This window comes from Sphaerisporangium album, assembly GCF_003323745.1.
In the GTDB taxonomy this organism is placed as follows: Bacteria; Actinomycetota; Actinomycetes; order Streptosporangiales; family Streptosporangiaceae; genus Sphaerisporangium; species Sphaerisporangium album.
Map to the genome: position 1 here is coordinate 1 of NZ_QOIL01000020.1, position 19,986 is coordinate 19,986.

Sequence of the window (19,986 nt, forward strand, 5' to 3'; positions counted from 1 at the left end):
AAGGAATCCATCCCCACCAGACAGCCACCCGCTAAGACGGCCATCCGTGACAGACGGAGGTTCATGCATGATTCATGCACTGGCTTTTAACACACTGTTGAGTTCTCAAGAAACGGACGCGTACACCGCCGGAACCGCGTCTTTGTCGCCGCGACCCCGTCCGGGGCGTTCATCCTCGTTTTCTACTTTACCAGACCCGATCGATTTGGCCAAATCATTCGACCTGAATCAAATCACCCGAATCTGCAAAAGTATGTTACCCCGTCGCCAAGGCAACCCGGCCAACTTACCCTGCCACCCACAACATGTCCAACCGAGCTGTCAAAGACAGCTCGAGCCGAACCGGCGTGGGCGACACGTCAGAGTCGGACCCTTCATCATCAGACGGAGGAATCCGAGAGCATGTCGTTCGGGATACCCCGGAGCCAGGCGCCGTTCGGCGGCCCGTCATTCCCTGGAGTGATCAAAACATTAAGCCCCGTTCCCGGGTCCGTCAAATCGCCGGCGAGCCCGGTCGCACACGCCACGCCTCCGACCTGCGGCGACGCGGCAAAGTCTCACGGAGGCGCTACAGGACTGTTACCAACGGCGCACCGGCCCCTGGCGGTGCGCACAGGGGCCGGTGGCGGTGGGCACAGGGGTCACCCTGCGGCGACCTCCACCCCGCCGACGGACCGCTTCCCGCGGCGGAGCACCAGGAAGCGCCCGTGCAGCAGGTCTTCGGCGGCCGGGACGAAGGCCTCGTCGGTGACGCGCACGTTGTTGAGGTACGCCCCGCCCTCCTTGACCGCACGGCGAGCGGCGGACCTGCTCTCGACGACCCCGCTGTCGGCGAGCAGGTCGACGTAGGAGGCCCCGAGCGCGGGCACGGTCGTCCTCGGCACCTCGGCGAGGGCCGCGGCGAGCGTCCGCTCGGGCAGCTCCGTCAGGGAGCCCTGTCCGAACAGCGCTCCCGAGGCGGCGATGACCGCGGCGCATTCGTCCGCGCCGTGCAGCAGCGTGGTGAACTCCTCGGCGAGCGCGCGCTGCGCCTCGCGGGCCGCCGGCCGTTCCGAGGCGCTCTTCTCCAGCGCCTCGATCTCCTCCCGGGATCTGAAGCTGAAGATCTTCAGGAACTTTACGACGTCGCGGTCATCGGAGTTGAGCCAGAACTGGTAGAAGGCGTACGGCGAGGTCAGCTCGGGGTCGAGCCACACGGCCCCGCCGGCGGTCTTGCCGAACTTCGTGCCGTCCGCCTTGGTGATGAGCGGGACGGTCAGCGCGTGCACGTGCCCGCCCTCGACGCGGCGGATCAGGTCGCAGCCCGCGGTGATGTTGCCCCACTGGTCGCTGCCGCCGATCTGCAGCGTGCACCCGTGCCGGCGGTAGAGCTCCAGGTAGTCGTTCGCCTGCAGGATCTGGTAGCTGAACTCGGTGTAGCTCAGCCCCTCCCCCGACAGGCGCGCCGAGACGGACTCGCGGGCGAGCATGCGGTTGACGGGGAAGTGCTTGCCGACGTCCCGCAGGAAGTCGATCGTCGACAGGCCCGCCGTCCAGTCGAGGTTGCTCACCAGGACGGACCCGGAGTCATCGGACAGGTCGAGGAACTTCTCGACCTGGACGCGGATGCGCTGCACCCACTCGGCGACGACCTCGGTGGAGTTGAGCGCGCGTTCCTCGCTCTTGCCGCTGGGGTCGCCGATGAGGCCGGTGGCGCCGCCGACCAGTCCAACGACGTGGTTCCCCGCCCGCTGGATGCGCGTGAGCGTGAGCAGCGGGACGAGGTTGCCGACGTGCAGGGAGGGCGCCGTGGGGTCGAAGCCGCAATAGACCGTGATGGGACCCTCGTTCATCGCCGCCCTGAGCGCGTCGATGTCGGTGGACTGCGCGATCAGGCCGCGCCACGCAAGGTCATCGAGGATGTCGGTCACGATCCTGGCTTTCGTCGTCGGTTGGATTGATGGCTTTTCGCCTTGTTCACAGCCTGCCCGATCATCTCACCGCCGCGCCACTCGCAAGCCGTGTCGCACGCGGCCGGGCCGGGGCTGGTCAGTTCGGCCGGGTCTTGGGCACGTGCTTCCGGTAAGGAGAGACGGTGGGGTCCGCGTCGATCCAGAAACGCCACGGGATGTCGGCCGCGGAGGAGACGCCGGTGCGCGGGCCCGAGCGGATCAGCGCGGGCTCCGCCGGGTCGCCTTCCAGGACGCGGAACGCGCCGGTCTCGGCGCAGCAGTCCAGGCCGTTGTGCTCGCGGCCGATGCCGAGCGCCACGGCGAGCCGCGCGGGTCCGCGCGCCAGGTCCCGCTCCGGCAGCGAGCGGCCCGGGCCGGTGAGCGCGGGGGACGTGGCGGGCCTGTGACGGCGGGTGCGGGCGACGTCCACCCCCTCGATCACCTTCGCGGCGCGAAGCAGGATCCCCGAGCCCATCCCCTCGGGCAGGCAGACCAGGTTGGCGCAGAAGTGCATGCCGTAGGTGAAGTAGACGTACAGGTGGCCAGGCGGGCCGAACATAACGGCGTTGCGGGGGGTGCGGCCGCGGTAGGTGTGGGACGCGGGGTCCTCTCCCGGAGGGCCGTACGCCTCGACCTCGGTGAGGCGCACGGCGACCGGCCCGTGGACGAGGACGCGCCCGAGCAGAGCAGGCGCGACCTCGTGCGAGGGCCGGTCGAAGAACTCCCGGTCTAGGAGCCGCTCGCCCACGCCGCCTGGCCGTCGACGATCTCGCGCAGGGCCGCGAGCTGGTCGCGGACCCGGTCGGGGGCGGTGCCTCCGAACGCCTTGCGTGAGGCGAGCGCGCCCTGGACGTTGAGCACGTCCAGGGCGCCGGGGCCTTCCCCGGTGGCGGCGGTGAAGTGAGGAGAGATCTTCGCCAGGTCCTCCTCGGTGAGCTTCTCGAAGGTGGTGTCGTTGACCTGGCACCATACGACGAGGTGGCCGACGGCCTCGTGGGCGTCGCGGAACGGCACGCCCTTGCGGACGAGGAGCTCGGCGAGGTCGGTGGCCAGGGCGAAACCGTCGGGCGCCGAGGTCTCCAGGCGGGCGGTGTTCACGCGCATGGTGGCGACGAGGCCGGACATCGCGGGCAGGACGAGCAGGAGGGTGTCGACCGTGTCGAAGATCGGCTCCTTGTCCTCCTGCAGGTCGCGGTTGTAGGTGAGCGGCAGGCCCTTGAGGATCGTGAGCATGGTCATCAGGTTGCCGATGAGCCTGCCGGACTTGCCGCGTGCCAGCTCGGCGACGTCGGGGTTCTTCTTCTGCGGCATGATCGACGAGCCGGTGGAGTAGGCGTCGTCCATCTCGATCCAGTGGAACTCCTGGGAGGCCCACAGGACGATCTCCTCGCCCAGGCGCGACAGGTGGACCCCGGCCATGGCGGCGCAGAACAGGAACTCCGCGGCGAAGTCGCGGTCGGCGACGGCGTCCATGGAGTTCGGCGCCGCGGAGGTGAAGCCGAGCTCCTCGGCCACGGCCTGGGGGTCGAGGGGCAGGGAGGAGCCGGCCAGGGCGCCCGCGCCGAGCGGGGACACGGCCGCGCGGCGGTCCCAGTCGCGCAGCCGGTCGACGTCGCGGGCGATCGCGTGGACGTGCGCCAGCAGCTGGTGGCCGAAGGAGACCGGCTGGGCGTGCTGGAGGTGTGTCATGCCGGGGGCCGCGGTGGCGGCGTGCTCCTCGGCCTGGCTCATCAGCGCGGTCTCCAGCTCGACCAGCCGCGAGACGATGTGGCGGACGTGGTCGCGCAGGTACAGGCGCAGGTCGGTGGCGACCTGGTCGTTGCGGCTGCGGCCGGCGCGGAGCTTGCCGCCCAGCGAGCCGAGACGTTCGAGCAGGCCGCGCTCCAGCGCGGTGTGGACGTCCTCGTCGGCGACGGTGGGCCGGAAGGACCCGGACCTGCACGCCTCCTCGAGGTCTTCCAGCGCGCCGAGCATGCGCGTCAGCTCGTCGTCGCTGAGCAGCCCCGCGCGGTGGAGCACCCGGGCGTGAGCCCGGGACGCCAGCAGGTCGTACGGCGCGAGCCGCCAGTCGAACTGGACGCTGACCGACAGCCGCGTCAGCGCGTCCGCCGGACCGCCCTCGAACCTGCCGCCCCAGAGCCGCATGGGCTTGCCACCCTCCGCCACCGTTTCCTCTTCTCTCGACTTCCCCATCCGAATGCTCAATCCGCGACCCTAGCCCAAAACCAGGGCCGGCCGAGACGGCCGGCGCACGACGCGGCGATCTTGGATGGGAGACTCCACAGCTGGACGACGCCCTTGGCCAGAGACCGGTCGAAGGCGCCTCATGCGGTCTGGCCCCGCCGGTCCGTCAGCCTGACCAGAGCCTCGGCGAGCAGCGTTCCTCCCGTGGGGTCCCGGCTGATCACCAGGACCGTGTCGTCGCCCGCGACGGTGCCGAGGATGGACTCCCAGTCGGCGTGGTCCAAGGCGGAGGCGAGGAACTGCGCGGCGCCCGGAGGCGTCCGGACGATCACGAGGTTGGCCGAGGCCTCGGCCGAGACGAGGAGCTCCTCGGCCACGCGCCGGAGCCTGGCCGCCGGAGTCTCCCCCGAGCCGACCCGGGTCAGCGGGATGCGTCCGCCACCCTCGCCCGGCAGGGCGTACACCAGGGATCCGTCGTCGGCGCGAAGCTTCATCGCGCCCAGTTCGTCGAGGTCGCGCGACAGCGTCGCCTGGGTGACCTCGACGCCGCCCTCGGCGAGGAGCCTGGCGAGCTCGGGCTGCGACTTGACCTTGTGCCGCTTGACCAGCTCGGCGATCTTGGCGTGCCTGCCGGCCTTGGTGAGCGGGACCGTCATCGTGTCACCAGCCACTGGAGCAGGGCCTTCTGGGCGTGCAGGCGGTTCTCGGCCTGGTCCCAGACGACGCTGCGCGGGCCGTCCAGCACGTCGGCGGTGATCTCCATGCCGCGGTAGGCGGGCAGGCAGTGCAGGACGATGGCGTCGGGCGCGGCCAGGGCGAGCATCTCGGCGTTGAGCTGGTAGGGCATGAGGGAGGCGACGCGCTCGTCCTTGCCGTCCTGGCCCATGGAGACCCAGGTGTCGGTGGCCAGGACGTGCGTGCCGGCGACGGCGACGGCGGGGTCGGTGAGGACGGTGACCGAGCCGCCGGTGGTCGCGGCGATCCCCGCCGCGCGGTTGAGGATCAGCGGGTCGGGGTGGTGGGCGGCGGGGGCGGCGATCCGCACGTGCATGCCGGCGGTCGCGCCGCCGAGCAGGTAGGAGTGGGCCATGTTGTTGGCGCCGTCGCCGAGGTAGGTGAGGGTGCGCCCGGCGGTGCCGCCCTGGTGTTCGCGGACGGTGAGCAGGTCGGCGAGGATCTGGCAGGGGTGGAACTCGTCGGTCAGGGCGTTGACCACGGGCACCGAGGAGGCCGAGGCCATGGCCTCGACGCGCTCCTGGCCGAAGGTGCGCCAGACGATGGCGGCGACCTGCCGTTCCAGGACGCGCGCGGTGTCCTCGATGGGCTCGCCGCGCCCGAGCTGGGAGCCTGCCGCGTCGATGATCAGCGGGTGGCCGCCGAGTTCGGCGATGCCGACGGCGAAGGAGATGCGGGTGCGGGTGGAGTGCTTGTCGAAGAGCACGGCCACCGTCATCGGCCCGGCGAACGGGCGGTGGCCGTAGCGGTCCTTCTTCATCGCCTCGGCGAGGTCGAGCACCTGGGCCTGCTCGGCGGGGCTGAGGTCGTCGTCGCGCAGGAAGTGCCGGACGGCGGTGAGCGTGGTGTTCAGGGGGCTCATGCGGACGCCTCCGTGAGGATGCCCGGGAGGGCGGCGACGAAGGAGTCGGCCTGCTCGGCGGTGATCACCAGCGGCGGCGCGATGCGGACGGCGTCGGGCTGCACGGCGTTGACCAGGAACCCGGCGCGCTGCGCCTCGGCCTGGACGGCCGCGGCGGCGTCGGTGGTGAGCACTGCGGCCAGCCACAGGCCGCGCCCGCGGACGCGGGCGAGCAGGGGGTGGTCGACGGCGTCGACGGCGGCGGCGAGCCGGGCGCCGACGGTGCGGACGTTCTCCAGGAGCCCGTCGCGCTCGATGGTGTCGAGGACGGCCAGGGCGGCGGCGCTGGACACGGGGTTGCCGCCGAAGGTCGACCCGTGGTCGCCCTTGGCGAAGATCGTCCCGGACTCGCCGAAGCCGACGCAGGCGCCGATCGGCATGCCGCCGCCGAGGCCCTTGGCCAGGGTGAGCACGTCGGGGGTGATGCCGTCGTGCTGGTGGGCGAACCAGTGGCCGGTGCGGCCGATCGCCGACTGGATCTCGTCCAGGACGAGCAGCGCGCCCGTGGCGTCGCAGATCTCACGGGCGGCGGCGAAGTAGCCGGCGGGCGGGGGGACGACGCCGGCCTCGCCCTGCGTGGGCTCCAGGAAGACGGCGGCGCAGTCCTCGGTGACGGCCTGCCTGAGCGCGTCGGCGTCGCCGTAGGGGACGAAGCGCACGTCCAGCGGGAAGGGGCCGAACTGGTCGCGGATCGAGGGCTTGCCGGTCAGCGACAGCGCGCCGAGGGTGCGGCCGTGGAAGCCGTTCTCGGCGGCGACGAAGTACGTCCTGCCGGTCGCGGTTCCGTGCTTGATGGCGAGCTTGAGCGCGCACTCGTTGGCCTCGGTGCCGGAGTTGGCCAGGAACACGCGGCCCGGGGCCTTGAGCAGGCCGAGCAGGCGTTCGGCGAGCAGCACCTCGGGCTCGTTCACGAACAGGTTGGAGGTGTGCGCGAGCGTCGCCACCTGACGGGAGACGGCCTCCACCAGGGCGGGGTGGCCGTGGCCGAGCGAGCTGACGGCGATGCCCGCGATCAGGTCCAGGTAGCGCCTGCCGTCGGCGTCCCAGACGTGGCAGCCCTCGCCGCGCACGGGCACCAGGGGCGGGACCCCGTAGTTGGGCATGAACGCGGCCTCGAAGCGCTCGCGCAGCGACCCGGCGCTCGCGCTGATGACGTCCGAGCCGGACGCGGCGACGGCTTCGTCCAGGCCGTTCATGACTGGACCTCCGGCAACACCATGGTTCCGATCCCCTCGTCCGTGAAGATTTCGAGCAGCACCGAATGCGGCACCCTGCCGTCCAGGACGTGCGCCTGGGGCACGCCACCGGTGACGGCGGTCAGGCACGCCTCCATCTTGGGCACCATGCCGCTGGACAGGCCGGGCAGGAGCGCCTTGAGCTCCGGCGCCGAGATCCGGCTGATGACCTGGGTGGGCGTGCCGTCCGCCGAGGCGGGCCAGTCGGCGTACAGGCCCTCGACGTCGGTGAGCACGATGAGCTTGCCCGCGTCCAGCGCCACCGCGAGCGCGGCGGCGGCGGTGTCGGCGTTGACGTTGTAGACCTCGCCGTCCTCGCCGCGCGCGATGGACGACACGACCGGGATGCGGCCGTCGTCCAGCAGGGCGCGCACGGCTCCCGCCTCGACCCTGACGATGTCGCCTACCTGGCCGATGTCGACCTTGCGCCCGTCGACGTCGGCGTGCTTGCGCTCGGCGGTGAACAGGTGGGCGTCCTCGCCGGACATGCCGATGGCGAAGGGCCCGTGCCGGTTGATCAGGCCGACGACGTCGCGGTTGACCTGGCCGACGAGCACCATGCGGACGACCTGCATCGCCTCGGGGGTGGTGACCCGCAGCCCGGCGGTGAAGCTGCTCTCGATGCCGAGCCGGTCCAGGTGGGCGTTGATCTGCGGGCCACCGCCGTGCACGACGACGGGCCTGAGCCCTGCGTGCAGCAGGAAGACCATGTCGTCGGCGAAGCCCTGGCGCAGGGTTTCGTCGGTCATGGCGTTGCCGCCGTACTTGACGACGACCGTGCGGCCGCGGAAGCGCTCCAGCCACGGCAGCGCCTCGATGAGGACGGCGGCCTTGGCGTGCGCCTGGCCGCGGCCGGTCCCGGCCCTGAGCTCGCCGTTCACGTGGAGTACGCCGAGTTCTCGTGGACGTACTCCGCGGTGAGGTCCGTGGTGTGGACGGTCGCGGTGTGCGGCCCGGCGGACAGGTCGATGGTGATCGTCACGTCGCGGGGGCGCAGGTCGACCTTGCCGCGGTCGTCGCCCGCCGCGCCGGCGCGGCAGATCCAGATGCCGTTGATCGCGACGTTGACGCGGTCGGGCTCGAAGGCGGCGGCGGTGGTGCCGACCGCGGACAGGACGCGGCCCCAGTTCGGGTCCTCGCCGTGGATGGCGCACTTGAGGAGGTTGGACCTGGCCACGGCGCGGCCCACCTCGACGGCGTCGTCCTCGGTGGCGGCGCCCACGACCTCGATGGCGATGGCCTTGGTGGCGCCCTCGGCGTCGACCAGGAGCTGCCGGGCCAGGTCGGCGCAGACCTCGGTGATCTTCTTCTCGAACTCGGCGGGCTCGGGGGTGACGCCGGCGGCTCCGCTGGCCAGCAGGAGGACGGTGTCGTTGGTGGACATGCACCCGTCGGTGTCGAGCCGGTCGAAGGTCACGGCGACGGCCTTGCGCAGGACGCGGTCGAGCTCCTCGGCGGGGACGTCGGCGTCGGTGGTGACGACGCAGAGCATGGTCGCCAGGGCCGGGGCGAGCATGCCCGCGCCCTTGGCCATGCCGCCCACCATGTAGCCGCCGTCGCCCCTTCGGAAGGAGATCTTGGTGACGGTGTCGGTGGTGCGGATGGCGTCGGCGGCGGCCAGGCCGCCGTCCCGGGAGAGCTGGCCGGCCGCGGCCTCAACCCCGGGCAGCAGGGAGTCCATCGGGAGTCGCTCGCCGATCAGCCCGGTGGAGCAGACGGCGATCTCGCCCGCCGAGTCGCCGAGGAGATCGGCGACCTTCTCGGCGGTGGCGTGGGTGTCCTGGAAGCCGGCGGGGCCGGTGCAGGCGTTGGCGCCGCCGGAGTTGAGGACGACGGCCTTCACCCGGCCGCCGGTGAGCACCTGCCGGCTCCACAGCACGGGCGCGGCCTTCACGCGGTTGCGGGTGAAGACGCCTGCGGCCGCCCGGGAGGGGCCCTCGTTGACGACGAGGGCGATGTCGCGCGCGCCGTGCGACTTGAGTCCGGCGGCGACGCCGGCCGCGCGGAAGCCCAGGGGGGCGGTGACGCTCACGCGCACCCCCGGTGGTCCGTGCCGGGTGTCTTCTCGCTGCGCTCGCTCATGGGGCGACTCCGTTGAAGGGTAGGCCGAGTTCTTCCGCAAGGCCGAGGGCGAGGTTGGTGCTCTGGATCGCCCCGCCCGCCGTGCCCTTGGTCAGGTTGTCGATGGCGATGACGGCGACGACGCGGCCCGCCCGCTCGTCGAGGGCCACCTGGAGCGCGGCGGTGTTCGCGCCGAGGGTCATGGAGGTGGCGGGCCAGGCGCCCTCGGGCAACAGCCGCAGGAACGGCTCGTCCCGGACGGCGGTCGCGTACGCCTCGCGCAGCGCGGCGGCGGTCAGGCCAGGGGCGGCGGGGGCCGTGCAGGTGGCGAGGATGCCGCGGCTCATGGGGGCCAGAACCGGCGTGAAGGAGACCGTGACCGGGGCGCCCGCGACGCGCGCGAGGTTCTGCTCCATCTCGGGGGTGTGGCGGTGGGTTCCGCCCACGCTGTACGCGCTCGCGGAGCCCATGACCTCGCTGCCCAGCAGGTTGGGCTTGGGCGACCTTCCGGCGCCGGAGGTGCCGCTGGCGGCGACCACGACGACGTCGGGCCCGGCGAGCCCCGCGGCGAAGGCAGGGTACAGGGCGAGGGTGACCGCGGTCGGGTAGCAACCGGGGACGGCGACGCGCCGGGCTCCCTTAAGGATCTCGCGCTGGCCGGGCAGCTCCGGCAGGCCGTACGGCCAGGTGCCGGCGTGCGGGCCGCCGTAGAAGCGGGTCCACTCGGCGGGGTCCTCCAGCCGGAAGTCGGCGCCGCAGTCGACGACGAGGACGTCGTCGCCCAGTTGCCCGGCGATCGCGGCCGACCGGCCGTGGGGCAGGGCGAGGTAGACGACGTCGTGGCCGGCCAGGGCCTCGGGCGTCGTGTCGAGCAGCACCGTGTCCGCCAGGGACGGCAGGTGGGGCTGGTGGGCGCCGAGCGTGCCGCCCGCGCTCGAACCGGCGGTCAGGGCGCCGATCTCGATGGCGGGGTGGGCGAGGAGCAGGCGCAGGAGCTCTCCTCCCGCGTAGCCGCTGGCTCCGGCGATGGCCGCCTTCATCGGACCCCTTCCTGCATGGTCATGCACCGCGGCTCATGACCTCCCTAACGAGAGTGAGTATGCATCGTGAAGCATCTTCATGCAAGCCGGACTTGACGACGTGACCGCGGCTTCGCCCCCCTGGCCTCCGTACCTACCGGTCGGTATCGTCACGTGCCAAACGGCACTACTCACTCTCGGGAGTCACCGCGCATGACTGTCACTCACGAGCAGGTGCGGGCACAGCTCACCGGACCCGGCCAGCTCTTCGAGATGGAGGAGATCGAGGTCCGCGGGGCGAGGATCCGCACGTGGAAGCACGCACCGCTGACCTTCCGGGCGATGCTCGACAACAGCCGCTCCCACGGCGAGCAGGTCTTCGTGGTCTACGAGGACGAGCGGCTGACCTACGAGGATCACTTCCGGCGGGCAGCCACGCTGGCCAACCGGCTCGTCGAGGACTACGGCGTCGTCAAGGGCGACCGCGTCGCCATCGCCATGCGCAACTACCCCGAGTGGGTCGTCGCCTTCTCGGCCGCGCTGGCCGCCGGGGCGATCGCCGTGCCGCTGAACGCCTGGTGGACGACGACCGAGCTGGAGTACGGCCTGTCGGACTCCGGCGCCCGGCTCGTGATCGTCGACGGCGAGCGCGCCGAGCGGCTGCGCGGCTGCGCCGTCCCCATGATCGTCGCCCGTGCGGACGGCGACCTGCCGCCCGGGGCGCGGGAGTTCGGCGAGGTCCTCGGCGAGGTGCGCGCCGACGTGACGCCCCCCGCCGTCGAGCTCGGCCCGGAGGACCCCGCCACCATCTTCTACACCTCCGGCACGACGGGCCTGCCCAAGGGCGCCCTCGGCAGCCACCGCAACCTCGCCCAGTCGCCGATGAGCGTGGCGTACGCGCTGCTGCGCAGCGTCGCCCTGGCCGGCAAGGACCCGGCCTCGGCGGCGGGCCAGCGGCGGATCACCCTGCTCACCGTGCCGCTGTTCCACGCCACCGGCTGCTTCGCGGTGCTGACCGCGACGATGTTCACCGGCGGCGGGCTGGTGCTGATGTACAAGTGGGACCCCGGGCAGGCCCTCGCCCTCATCGAGCGCGAGAAGGTCACGATGATGACCGGCGTGCCGACCAACGCCTGGCAGTTGCTCAACCATCCCGACCTCGGCAAGTACGACATATCCAGCCTCGGCGGGGTGAGCTACGGAGGCGCGCCGGCCCCGCCCAAGCTGCTGGAGCGCATCGGCGACCAGCTCCCGAAACGGCAGGCCTCCAACGGGTACGGCATGACCGAGACCACCGCGCTCGCCATCCACAACAGCGGGCCGACGTACCTGGCCAAGCCCGACAGCATCGGGCTGCCGCTCGCGGTCTGCGACGTGCGCGTCTCCAGCCCGCTCGGCGAGGAACTGCCCCCGGGCCAGGTCGGCGAGCTGTGCCTGCGCGGGCCGAACGTGATCACGGGGTACTGGAACCGGCCGGACGCCACCGCCGAGACGTTCGTCGGCGGCTGGCTGCACACCGGAGACCTGGCCAAGGTGGACGAGGAGGGCTTCGTCTACATCGTCGACCGGGCCAAGGACATGGTCATCCGCGGCGGCGAGAACGTGTACTGCGCCGAGGTCGAGGCGGCCCTGTTCGAGCACCCGGCCATCGACGACGCCGCCGTCATCGGCATCCCGGACGAGGAACTCGGCGAGCAGGTCGGCGCGGTCGTCCGGCTCAGGCCGGGCGTGGCCGCGACCGCCGGGGAGCTCCAGGAGTTCCTGCGCGGGACGCTGGCGCCCTTCAAGATCCCGGTGCGCTTCTGGTTCCGCGAGGCGGAGCTGCCGCGCAACCCCGGAGGCAAGATCCTCAAGACCCACCTCAGGAAGGAGACGCTGGGGCTCTGACCGCCGGCGCCCTCGGGTCGCGCACCGGGGGTCCGGTCGCCGGTGAACCGCCTCGTCGTACGCCGAGCGGCGGGGATCAGCCCGTCACGGCGGCAACGGCGGCGACGATCATCTTGGCGTTCGCGGGAACGGAGACGCCCTGGACGAAGACGGTCGGTGTGGCGTTCACCCCGCGCTCCGCCGCCCTCGCGGTGACGTACCCGGCCCACTCGACGTAGGTGTGGCCGTGTACGCACGCCGCGAAGCCCGGGTCGGTCAGCCCGATCGTGGCGCCGAGCCCGATCAGCTCGTCGTCGGTGAGCCCCGGGCCGCCCTCGGGCGGCTGGTTCACGAAGAGCGCGTAGGCGTACTCGGCGAACGCGCCGTGGTCGGAGGCGCAGCCGGACGCCGAAGCCGCTCGGGACGAGTACCGGTTGGTCGACGCCGCGTCCAGGAAGGCCATCGGGTGGTACACGAGGGTGATGAGCCCGTTCTCCACCAGCTGGTCCAGCGTCGGCCCGGCCGTCAGCTCGAACTGCTTGCAGAACGGGCACTGGAAGTCGATGTAGGCGTCCACGACGACCGGTCCCCGGCCGACGGCGATGCCGTCGGCGGTCTCCGTGGCTCCGGTGGGTATGTGGACAGGTGCCATCACCTGACCTGCTCGCATGCTCATGCGGTCCTCCTCCCGGCAGCGGGGCCCAAGGTCCCTGAACAGTAGAACGGCCCGGCGTGGGCCATCTGTTCTCACCGAGCACAAAGGTCGGACAAAGAAGGCCTGCGACCTGGAAGTGTGCCCGCGGGAAAATCGGTTGCCCGCCGTACGGCGCGACCTCCACACTGCCGCCTGTGTCGACCTCCCCCGCGCGATCGCTGAGGGCGCTGCTGCTGCGCCTGCGGCTGGACGTGAGCCCGATCCGCGAGTCCCGCGATTTCCGGCTGCTCCTGGGGTCGAGCACGGTGTCGATGTTCGGCAGCGTGCTGACCATGGTCGCCGTGCCGTACCAGATGAAGCAGCTCACCGGCTCCTACGTCGCGGTGGGCCTGGTGAGCCTGGCCGAGTTCGTGCCGATGGTCGTGTTCGGGCTGTGGGGCGGCGCGATCGCGGACGCGCTGGACCGGCGCAGGATCGTCATCCTGTCCGAGGCGGGACTGTGCCTGACCTCGGCGCTGCTGATGGCGAACGCCCTGCTGCTCCCCCGCGCCACGCAGATCCCGGTGCTGTACGTGGTGGCCGCGCTCGCCGCCGGGCTCAACAGCCTCCGCCGCCCGAGCGAGCAGGCGATCATCAACCGCGTGCTCAAGCTGGACCAGATGGGCGCGGCCTTCGCGATCCAGTCCCTGGCCGGCAACGCCGGGATGATCGTGGGCCCGGCCATCGGCGGCGTCGTCGTGGTCACCCTGGGGCCGGCCACGTCCTACGGCGTCGACGTCGCGACCTTCGTGCTGTCGCTGGTGCTGCTCGTCCGCGTCGGCCCCGTCCCCCCGACCGGCGACGCCTCCCCGGCGTCGCTGCGCTCGCTGGCCCAGGGCGTGAGGTACGCCGTCCGGCGGCCCGACCTGATGGGCACCTACCTGGTCGACATCGCCGCGATGATCTTCGCCTTCTCCAACGCGCTCTACCCCTTCCTGGCCGACGAACTGCACGCGCCCGCCGCCCTCGGCCTGCTGTACGCGTCCGGCGGCATCGGCTCGGTGATCGCCTCGCTCACCTCCGGCTGGACGGGCCACGTCCACCGCCACGGCCGCGCGGTCATCGTCGCGGCGGCGGCCTGGGGGGCGGGGGTGGCGCTGGCGTCCGTGATGCCCAGCATCTGGCTGATGGCGGCGTTCCTCGCGGTTGCGGGCGGCGCGGACACGATCAGCGGCGTATTCCGGGGCACGATCTGGAACCAGACGATCCCGGACGAGTACCGCGGCCGGCTGGCCGGCATCGAGCTGCTGTCGTACTCCACCGGACCCATGCTCGGCGACGCCCGTGCCGGATTCCTCGCCCAGGCGGGCGGCGCCCGCTTCTCGCTGGGCTTCGGCGGGCTCCTGTGCATGGGGGCGGTCGCCGCCATGGCCGCCCTGCTTCCCAGGTTCAGGCGGTACGACGCCCGTACCGACGAACACGCCCTCGCCGAACGCGCCCGCCGCGCGGATGTCGCCGCCACGTGACCGAAGCACGGGGCCGGAGGGGAACCGCTTGCTACGGTGGGAGCATGAAGGTCCAGGTCCGAAGCGAAATGATGACAAACATCGACCTACTAGAGATCGACCGGCTCTGATGTCCTTTCCGACCTGATTCCGCTGGCTGATTCTCGGAGGTTCGCATCCTCCCAGCCTCGCACCGCCCGGCGACCGCCACGGCTTAGCGCCCCTGGCTCAGCAGGCGTCCCGCTGCTCCTCTGTGGTCTCTGGGGCGGTAGGGGCCTCTCCGGACTCCTCCAGCGATCAGGCTCTATGCGGCAGCCGACCACGGATGTAGACAACGACATGGTGTTCGCAGGCGCCATTGTGGGCGTTACTTCTGTCGGTGACCGTGAACTCGGCTGGCTTTTCGCACGACGACCCACCCCAGCTGCACTTCTTCTCGTAACCCTTCGATCCGGGTTTGAAGTCGTCCTGCCGCCAGAACTGGATGTCCAGTAATGCCATCTTCGCCAGTTCCGCCTCGCTCTGTCCAAGCCTCCTGATTCGGAGGTGTATCGCGCCCGGATACTGCGAGCGTTACATCATCGAACACGGCAGGTCCGATCCGGCGGGCTGGGGTATAGGGCCGTACGTCCCTTGGCCTAGCCCTCGCTCCCGGTTCCTCGCAGATGGCGGCGCACCTGGTCGCGGGCGGAGGGGGGCAGACCTTCGAGGATCATGCCCGCCCGGTCGCGCGGCAGCGCCCGCAGAAGCGTGGCGACGGTCTTCGGCGACACGTAGGCGAGCACCCCGCAGGCCTGGCGCACCGACACCGCCGACAGCGCCTCCACCATCGGGACGGCGGGCGCCGCGCCGACGGCCTGGACGACGTAGGCGGCGGTGCGGGCATGGGCGTGGGCGAGAATCCGGGCGGCCTCGCCGGGCCGTATCCGCGCCAGCAGCTCCGATGCCCGGTCCAGGTCCATGTGGTCGATCGTGTGACCGGCGCGGCTCGCGTTGAGCGTCCGCAACACCGAGGCGGCGCGGGCCGGGCTGGACGTCATCGTCTCCAGCAGGCGGCCCGCGGTCCTGTGCGCGACCGCTGCCAGGACCGCGGCGGCGGTGGTGCCGGGGAGCGCGGCCAGCACCTGCCCGGCCACCTGCGGCTCCAGCTCGGCGAGCGCCTGGCCGGCGGCCTTGGGCGGCATCGCGGCGCACAGCCGGGCGGCCGTGTCCGCGTCCATGCCGGAGATCCGCCTGGCCGCCTCGGCCGGTCCCAGGCCGCCGAGCCCCTCGGTGGCCTCGGGCGGGCGGGCGGCCGGTGGCCGTTCCTCCCGGCCCTCGCGCGGCAGCTTCAGGGTGGGGGGCGTCGAGCGGCCCGGTTCCACGAGGGTCGGCTCGGGTGGCGACGGGACCCGCGGGCCGTCGATGACCGTGCGCAGGACCGCACGCAGCTCGGGCGCGGTCATCCGCCTGCGCGGGTCCTTGTCCAGCAGGCGTTCCACCGCGCCGGCCAGCGGCCCCGGGCGAGCCGGCTTGGGCGGGGGCAGGTCCAGGATGGCCCGCATCATGGCGGGAACGTCGTCGTGCCGGAAGGGCGAGTATCCCTCGAGCGCGCAGAAGAACGTGACCCCGAGCGACCACAGGTCGGAGGCCGGGCCCAGAGGCCGTCCCTCGATGCGCTCGGGGGCCATGAACTCCAGCGTGCCGACGAACGCGTGACGGCCGGTGAGCGTGCTCTGGCCGGCCACGTGCGCGATCCCGAAGTCCGCCAGGTACACCCGGCCGTCGTCGCCGACGAGGATGTTGGCGGGCTTCACGTCGCGGTGCAGGACGTCGGCCCGATGGGCCGCTTCCAGGGCGCCGAGGACGCGCAGGCCGATCCGGGCGACCTCGCGCGCGGCGAGCGGGCCGTCCTCGATCAGGTCGCGTAAGGAGCGGCCCCTGATGTAGGGCATGACGATCCAGGGGCGGTCCTGCTCCTCGAACACGTCGTAGATGTCGACCACGCTGGGGTGTTCGATGGCGGCCGCCGCTCTGGCCTCGCGCAGGGCGCGCTTGCGGCGCACGGACAGCGGCTCCCCGTCGTCGGAGATCACCAGCTCCTTGATGGCGACCTGGCGGCCGAGCATGCGGTCGTCCGCGAGCCAGACGTCGCCCATCCCTCCCGCGCCGATGAGCCTGACGAGCGCGTAACGGTTCTTGAGCAGGTGTACGGGTCCTCGATCCATCGGGGCGGATCAGTCCTCGTCGGGGAACAGCTCGTACCCGCGGGTGCGCTCGGAGCGCCCGCCCGGCAGCGCGGCGGTGCGCGTGTCGGGCATCCCGCGCAGTGCCTCGTCCTCCAGGTCGCCGAAATCGTGACTGGCGCTGTGCTCGGACGGCTCCGGGGCGGCGTCGCGGGCGCGCGGCGGGGTGAAGGACTCCGGATCACGCGGCGGACCGGCGGCCTCGGGGGCCCGGACCTCGGGTTCGGCCGTGGACGGCCGGTTCCAGATCTCGCGCACCGTCGCGGAGGTCCCCCCGGATCCGAGCCTCGGCCCGGCGTTCAGGCTGTCGCGGGCGTCCAGCAGCTCGTTGCGCGCCACCAGCGCGAGGACCTTCTCGTAGTTGCCGGGCTTCTGCATGAGCTTGACCGCGACCGGCAGGCACTCGATGAGCAGGAACATCAGGAACAGCAGGAGGCGCGCTCCGTTCAGCGTCATGTCCTTGCCGGACACCTCGTTGAGCGCGCGCAGCCGGATCAGCAGCCCGTTGAGGCTCTGGTTCTCCGCGTCGAAGGACGCCTGCAGGCCGGCCTGCTGGCGCAGCGCGGCGTCGAGCTGGGAGCGGAGGGCGGGGAGCGCCGCCTTGGCCGAGGCGAGCCGCTCGCTCTTGGCGTTCGCGTCGTTGGCGGCCAGCTCCCGCTTACGGCGCTCGATCTGCGCGTTGAGCGAGTCGACCCTGCTCTTGGCCTTCTTGTAGGCCTTCTCGCTGGCCTTGGCCAGGACCCCGTCGCCCTTGCGCGGGCAGTCAGGGCCGCCGTAGAGCTGGCACTGCCACTTGTCGTACTGCTTTTCGCGCTCGTCGGTCGCCTTGGCACGCTCGGCGGTCAGCGACTTGATCTTCGGATCCGCGTCCGGCGCCTGGGTGCCCTCGCCGCCGGAGGTGATGATCGCCTCCTGGTCGGCCACGGCCTTGCGCAGCCGCGCGACCTGCTGCCCGACGGTGCCGCTGTTCTGCTCGCCCGTGAACGAGTTGGCCCGGTCCTGCTTGATCTCGACGATCTGCGCGTCGATCTCGGACTTGAAGATCTGCAGCACGAGCGGTGTGGAGGTCACGACGCCGAGGAGCACGGCCATCAGAATGCGGGGAACGGCCATCCGCCACCGGCGCGGCCCGTCGGGCTGGATGGAGCTGACGAGCCACCGGTCCAGGCTCAGGATCGCCAGGCCCCAGACGATTCCGGCCGGGACGGCGACGAAGATGCTGAGGCCCAGGGCACTGGCCAGGGCGAACGCCATGGAGATGGCGGCCAGGACGCTGGTGGTGAGGACGGCTCCGCCGATGCCCTCGAATTTGCCCCGGTCGGTCGGCCACCGTTCGAGGATGTCCGGCCGAGCGCCGGATAGGACAATTAGTAACTTTCTCATCTATTCTCCCCGCAATGGCGGCCTAAGTGGAGCGGAGGACATCCTAAATCGTCCATGCCAGGACCATGATGATGTAGCGCGATTAGGCTATACATGTACCTTGCTATAGAGATTGGCACCACGCCGCGGGGGCGGCACCGAGGGCTCAGCCATATGTGCATGCGCCTAGAACGCGAAGCATGAGCATTTATCACATTATGGGGAGTGATGGCCGGTTTGATGTGCCGCGTTATGGGAGTGTTCTTTGACCGAATCAGGTGAGGACCTCCTCGGCAAGGCCCTCGTCGCGGCGATCGCGGAACTCGCCGGCCCCAAGATCCTCCTCGTGTTCGAGTCCGGCGCCGAGGGCATCGCCGTCCTGCGGGTTCGCCGGGACGAGACGGGCACCCCGCGCGGCCGGGCCGATCACCCCGTGCCCTGGGCCGGCGACGCCGACGTCACCGCGGAGCGGGCGCTCGCCATCGCCGAGGGCATTCCCGGCGAGCCCGCCGTCGTCATCGTGTGCACCGCCCCGGAGGACGGGCGAGCCCGCCGGGCCATGGAGTGCCTCCACGCGGCCCACCCTCGGGCGCTCGCCTTCACCGAGGCCGGCGAGTCCGTCGCCGAGTTGCTGCGCCAGGCCATCATCGACCAACCACTGACGCAGTCCTACGAACTGGTCGTGCTCAAGCGGCACCCGGCGACCGGGCAGCTACGGCTGGCCTCCCTCCCCCTGTTCGGGCTGGAATCCCGCCGCGGCGATCGTGTCGAGTTCGCCGTCCGGTGCGAACCCGGCGACGAGAACGGGACCGTGTTCGCCATCACCGCGTGGCAGGCGCTGCGTCCGGCCCTGCTGTCCGTGCACACCGCCGAACTCCCGCCGGGCGCGCACACGATCGTGGCGGAGCTGGAGCGCCCGGGCCGCGTGCGCTTCACGGGCCTGCCGGGGCTCGCCCGGTGCGACACCACCTGGGAGGAGCTGGTGGCCGCCGTGCCGCAGCGGCTGGACCGTCCCGCCGGCCCGGCCCATCTGATCTGCGCCGTCCAGGTCAGCGGGCCGGAGGAGCGCGTCCGGGCGCGGCTCGACCGCGTCGGCCAGCTCCTCTCCACGCTGGCCGACGCCCAGGCGGGCCGCACGGTGGTCTCGCTGATCGCTTATGGCCCGCACGTCTTCCAGCGCGGTGCGCCAGACCGGCCGGTCACCGTCCCCTGCTGGCGCTCCTCCCCGCGCCGGGCACAGGAGGCCCTGCTCCTCCTGGAGGAACGGCACGTGCGCCCGCCGGAGGCCGCCGGGACGCGCGACTACGCCTACGCGGCGCAGGTCGAGGACGTGCTCGCCGAGGTGACGCACCGGCTGGGAGGCGACGGCCGGGAACGGACGGCGCTGCTCACCGTGGGCGACCGTCCGCCGCACCCGCCCCGGGCGAACGCCTCGGAGATCCTGCCCTGTCCCCGGCGGCTCGACTGGGAGGCGCTCCTGGCCGGCCTGGAGAACAGGCTCGCGCTCGGGGCGATCTGCGACCAGCCCCCCGAACGCGCCCACCCCGTCTGGTCCCGCCTCGGCGCCGCCGCGCTCGCCCACCTCGACGCGATGGACGTCGACGAGCTCGGCGAGGCCCTCGGCCTCGTGGCCTCACAGGGCCGGCGCGTTCCCTTCCCCTTCTCAGCGGCGTCCTGACGAGGACGCGATGCGTCAGATCCGGCGTCAGATCCAGATGAGGACCCCATGGCCCCCGAACAGCAACCGTCGGCACGTCCCACACCCAACATCGCCGTTTGGGGCGCACCCGGCAGCGGGAAGACCACGTTCCTGGCCGCGCTCAACATCGCCCTGATCCTCAAGAAGGGCCCGTGGAAGGTGGTCGGCGCCGACGGCCCGTCCCGCGACTTCCTCATCGAGATGACCAGCGCGCTGTCGGAGCAGCAACGCTTCCCCGACGCGACGCTGGCCCTCGGCCAGTACAAGTGGTTCCTCACCCGGCAGATCGAGAAGCGCCGCTGGCCGCTCGGCCGCAAGGGCGTCCAGAGCGAGCGGATCGGGCTGGACGTGCTGGACGCGCCGGGCGGGTTCTACGGCGCCAAGCGGGCCAGCGCGCCCACCAGCCGCGAGGAACTGCTGAACAACCTCCAGGGCAGCCGCGGAATCGTCTATCTGTTCGATCCGATCCGCGAGCACAAAGTGGGCGACGCGTTCAGCTATCTGCACGGGGTGCTCACCGAACTGGCGGGGCGGATGCTCACCGGTAACCGGTACGCCGGCGACGTGCTGCCCCACCATCTGGCGGTGTGCGTCACCAAATTCGACGAGCTGAAGGTTCTCCAGACGGC

General features: G+C 71.6%; 15 protein-coding genes and 1 pseudogene. 4 read left to right on the forward strand and 12 right to left on the reverse strand.

From position 1 onward, the window contains the following. Positions 1-641: 641 nt before the first annotated feature. The 9 genes from tyrS to argC all read right to left on the reverse strand — a co-directional run bounded on the left by tyrS (position 642) and on the right by argC (position 10,087). Positions 642-1,910 (reverse strand): tyrosine--tRNA ligase, encoded by a 1,269-nt coding sequence (gene tyrS / locus DQ384_RS29645; protein ID WP_114032184.1) that lies wholly within the window; start codon positions 1,908-1,910, stop codon positions 642-644. Positions 1,911-2,028: 118 nt separating this feature from the next. Then, positions 2,029-2,679: a DNA-3-methyladenine glycosylase gene (locus DQ384_RS29650; RefSeq protein ID WP_181871503.1), complete on the reverse strand. Its 651-nt coding sequence runs from the start codon at positions 2,677-2,679 to the stop codon at positions 2,029-2,031. Further along, positions 2,661-4,124 carry an argininosuccinate lyase gene (gene argH, locus DQ384_RS29655; protein WP_114032186.1) on the reverse strand — a complete coding sequence of 488 codons (1,464 nt, stop codon included), beginning with the start codon at positions 4,122-4,124 and terminating at the stop codon, positions 2,661-2,663. The genes DQ384_RS29650 and argH overlap by 19 nt, the downstream gene beginning before the upstream one ends. A 131-nt stretch (positions 4,125-4,255) precedes the next feature. After that, positions 4,256-4,771: an arginine repressor gene (locus DQ384_RS29660; RefSeq protein WP_114032187.1), complete on the reverse strand. Its 516-nt coding sequence runs from the start codon at positions 4,769-4,771 to the stop codon at positions 4,256-4,258. Further along, entirely contained in the window at positions 4,768-5,712 is a 945-nt protein-coding gene (argF, locus tag DQ384_RS29665; RefSeq protein WP_114032188.1) for an ornithine carbamoyltransferase, read from the reverse strand. Before argF ends, DQ384_RS29660 begins: the two co-directional genes overlap by 4 nt. Beyond that, complete coding sequence (locus DQ384_RS29670; protein WP_114032189.1) at positions 5,709-6,947, reverse strand: acetylornithine transaminase; 1,239 nt, start codon at positions 6,945-6,947, stop codon at positions 5,709-5,711. Before DQ384_RS29670 ends, argF begins: the two co-directional genes overlap by 4 nt. Further along, a complete protein-coding gene (gene argB, locus DQ384_RS29675) occupies positions 6,944-7,867 on the reverse strand; it encodes an acetylglutamate kinase (RefSeq protein WP_114032190.1) in 924 nt (307 codons plus the stop codon). The genes DQ384_RS29670 and argB overlap by 4 nt, the downstream gene beginning before the upstream one ends. Further along, on the reverse strand, positions 7,864-9,018 hold the full coding sequence (gene argJ, locus DQ384_RS29680) for a bifunctional glutamate N-acetyltransferase/amino-acid acetyltransferase ArgJ (RefSeq protein ID WP_114032304.1): 1,155 nt from the start codon (positions 9,016-9,018) through the stop codon (positions 7,864-7,866). The genes argB and argJ overlap by 4 nt, the downstream gene beginning before the upstream one ends. Positions 9,019-9,064: 46 nt before the next feature. Continuing rightward, positions 9,065-10,087 carry an N-acetyl-gamma-glutamyl-phosphate reductase gene (argC, locus tag DQ384_RS29685; protein WP_114032191.1) on the reverse strand — a complete coding sequence of 341 codons (1,023 nt, stop codon included), beginning with the start codon at positions 10,085-10,087 and terminating at the stop codon, positions 9,065-9,067. Positions 10,088-10,279: 192 nt separating this feature from the next. Between argC and DQ384_RS29690 the strand changes: the two genes are divergently transcribed. Continuing rightward, positions 10,280-11,953 carry a class I adenylate-forming enzyme family protein gene (locus DQ384_RS29690; RefSeq protein WP_114032192.1) on the forward strand — a complete coding sequence of 558 codons (1,674 nt, stop codon included), beginning with the start codon at positions 10,280-10,282 and terminating at the stop codon, positions 11,951-11,953. A 76-nt stretch (positions 11,954-12,029) separates the two neighbouring features. Here the strand turns inward: DQ384_RS29690 and DQ384_RS29695 are convergent, their stop codons facing one another. Next, entirely contained in the window at positions 12,030-12,608 is a 579-nt protein-coding gene (locus DQ384_RS29695) for a DsbA family protein (RefSeq protein WP_114032193.1), read from the reverse strand. A 173-nt stretch (positions 12,609-12,781) separates the two neighbouring features. Here DQ384_RS29695 and DQ384_RS29700 point away from each other — a divergent pair, with 173 nt between their 5' ends. Further along, complete coding sequence (locus DQ384_RS29700) at positions 12,782-14,092, forward strand: MFS transporter (protein ID WP_245966877.1); 1,311 nt, start codon at positions 12,782-12,784, stop codon at positions 14,090-14,092. 617 nt (positions 14,093-14,709) lie between these two features. Here DQ384_RS29700 and DQ384_RS29705 read toward each other — a convergent pair. Beyond that, positions 14,710-16,278 carry a protein kinase domain-containing protein gene (locus tag DQ384_RS29705; protein ID WP_114032194.1) on the reverse strand — a complete coding sequence of 523 codons (1,569 nt, stop codon included), beginning with the start codon at positions 16,276-16,278 and terminating at the stop codon, positions 14,710-14,712. A gap of 9 nt (positions 16,279-16,287) precedes the next feature. Continuing rightward, the gene (locus tag DQ384_RS29710) at positions 16,288-17,679 is read right to left on the reverse strand and encodes a DUF4407 domain-containing protein (RefSeq protein WP_114032195.1); all 1,392 of its coding nucleotides are present in this window, start codon (positions 17,677-17,679) and stop codon (positions 16,288-16,290) included. Between the two features lie 244 nt (positions 17,680-17,923). Here DQ384_RS29710 and DQ384_RS29715 point away from each other — a divergent pair, with 244 nt between their 5' ends. Then, entirely contained in the window at positions 17,924-19,336 is a 1,413-nt protein-coding gene (locus DQ384_RS29715; protein WP_114032196.1) for a hypothetical protein, read from the forward strand. A gap of 48 nt (positions 19,337-19,384) precedes the next feature. Continuing rightward, a pseudogene (locus DQ384_RS43225) lies at positions 19,385-19,986 on the forward strand (hypothetical protein); the annotation flags it as partial.

Excerpts from the sequence above, each read along its gene's own strand:
- argC (WP_114032191.1), bottom strand. The coding sequence starts at position 10,087 with ATGAAGGCGGCCATCGCCGGAGCCAGCGGCTACGCGGGAGGAGAGCTC.
- argF (WP_114032188.1), bottom strand. The coding sequence starts at position 5,712 with ATGAGCCCCCTGAACACCACGCTCACCGCCGTCCGGCACTTCCTGCGC.
- DQ384_RS29695 (WP_114032193.1), bottom strand. The coding sequence starts at position 12,608 with ATGAGCATGCGAGCAGGTCAGGTGATGGCACCTGTCCACATACCCACC.
- argH (WP_114032186.1), bottom strand. The coding sequence starts at position 4,124 with ATGGGGAAGTCGAGAGAAGAGGAAACGGTGGCGGAGGGTGGCAAGCCC.
- DQ384_RS29710 (WP_114032195.1), bottom strand. The coding sequence starts at position 17,679 with ATGAGAAAGTTACTAATTGTCCTATCCGGCGCTCGGCCGGACATCCTC.
- DQ384_RS29690 (WP_114032192.1), top strand. The coding sequence starts at position 10,280 with ATGACTGTCACTCACGAGCAGGTGCGGGCACAGCTCACCGGACCCGGC.
- DQ384_RS29670 (WP_114032189.1), bottom strand. The coding sequence starts at position 6,947 with ATGAACGGCCTGGACGAAGCCGTCGCCGCGTCCGGCTCGGACGTCATC.
- DQ384_RS29660 (WP_114032187.1), bottom strand. The coding sequence starts at position 4,771 with ATGACGGTCCCGCTCACCAAGGCCGGCAGGCACGCCAAGATCGCCGAG.
- DQ384_RS29705 (WP_114032194.1), bottom strand. The coding sequence starts at position 16,278 with ATGGATCGAGGACCCGTACACCTGCTCAAGAACCGTTACGCGCTCGTC.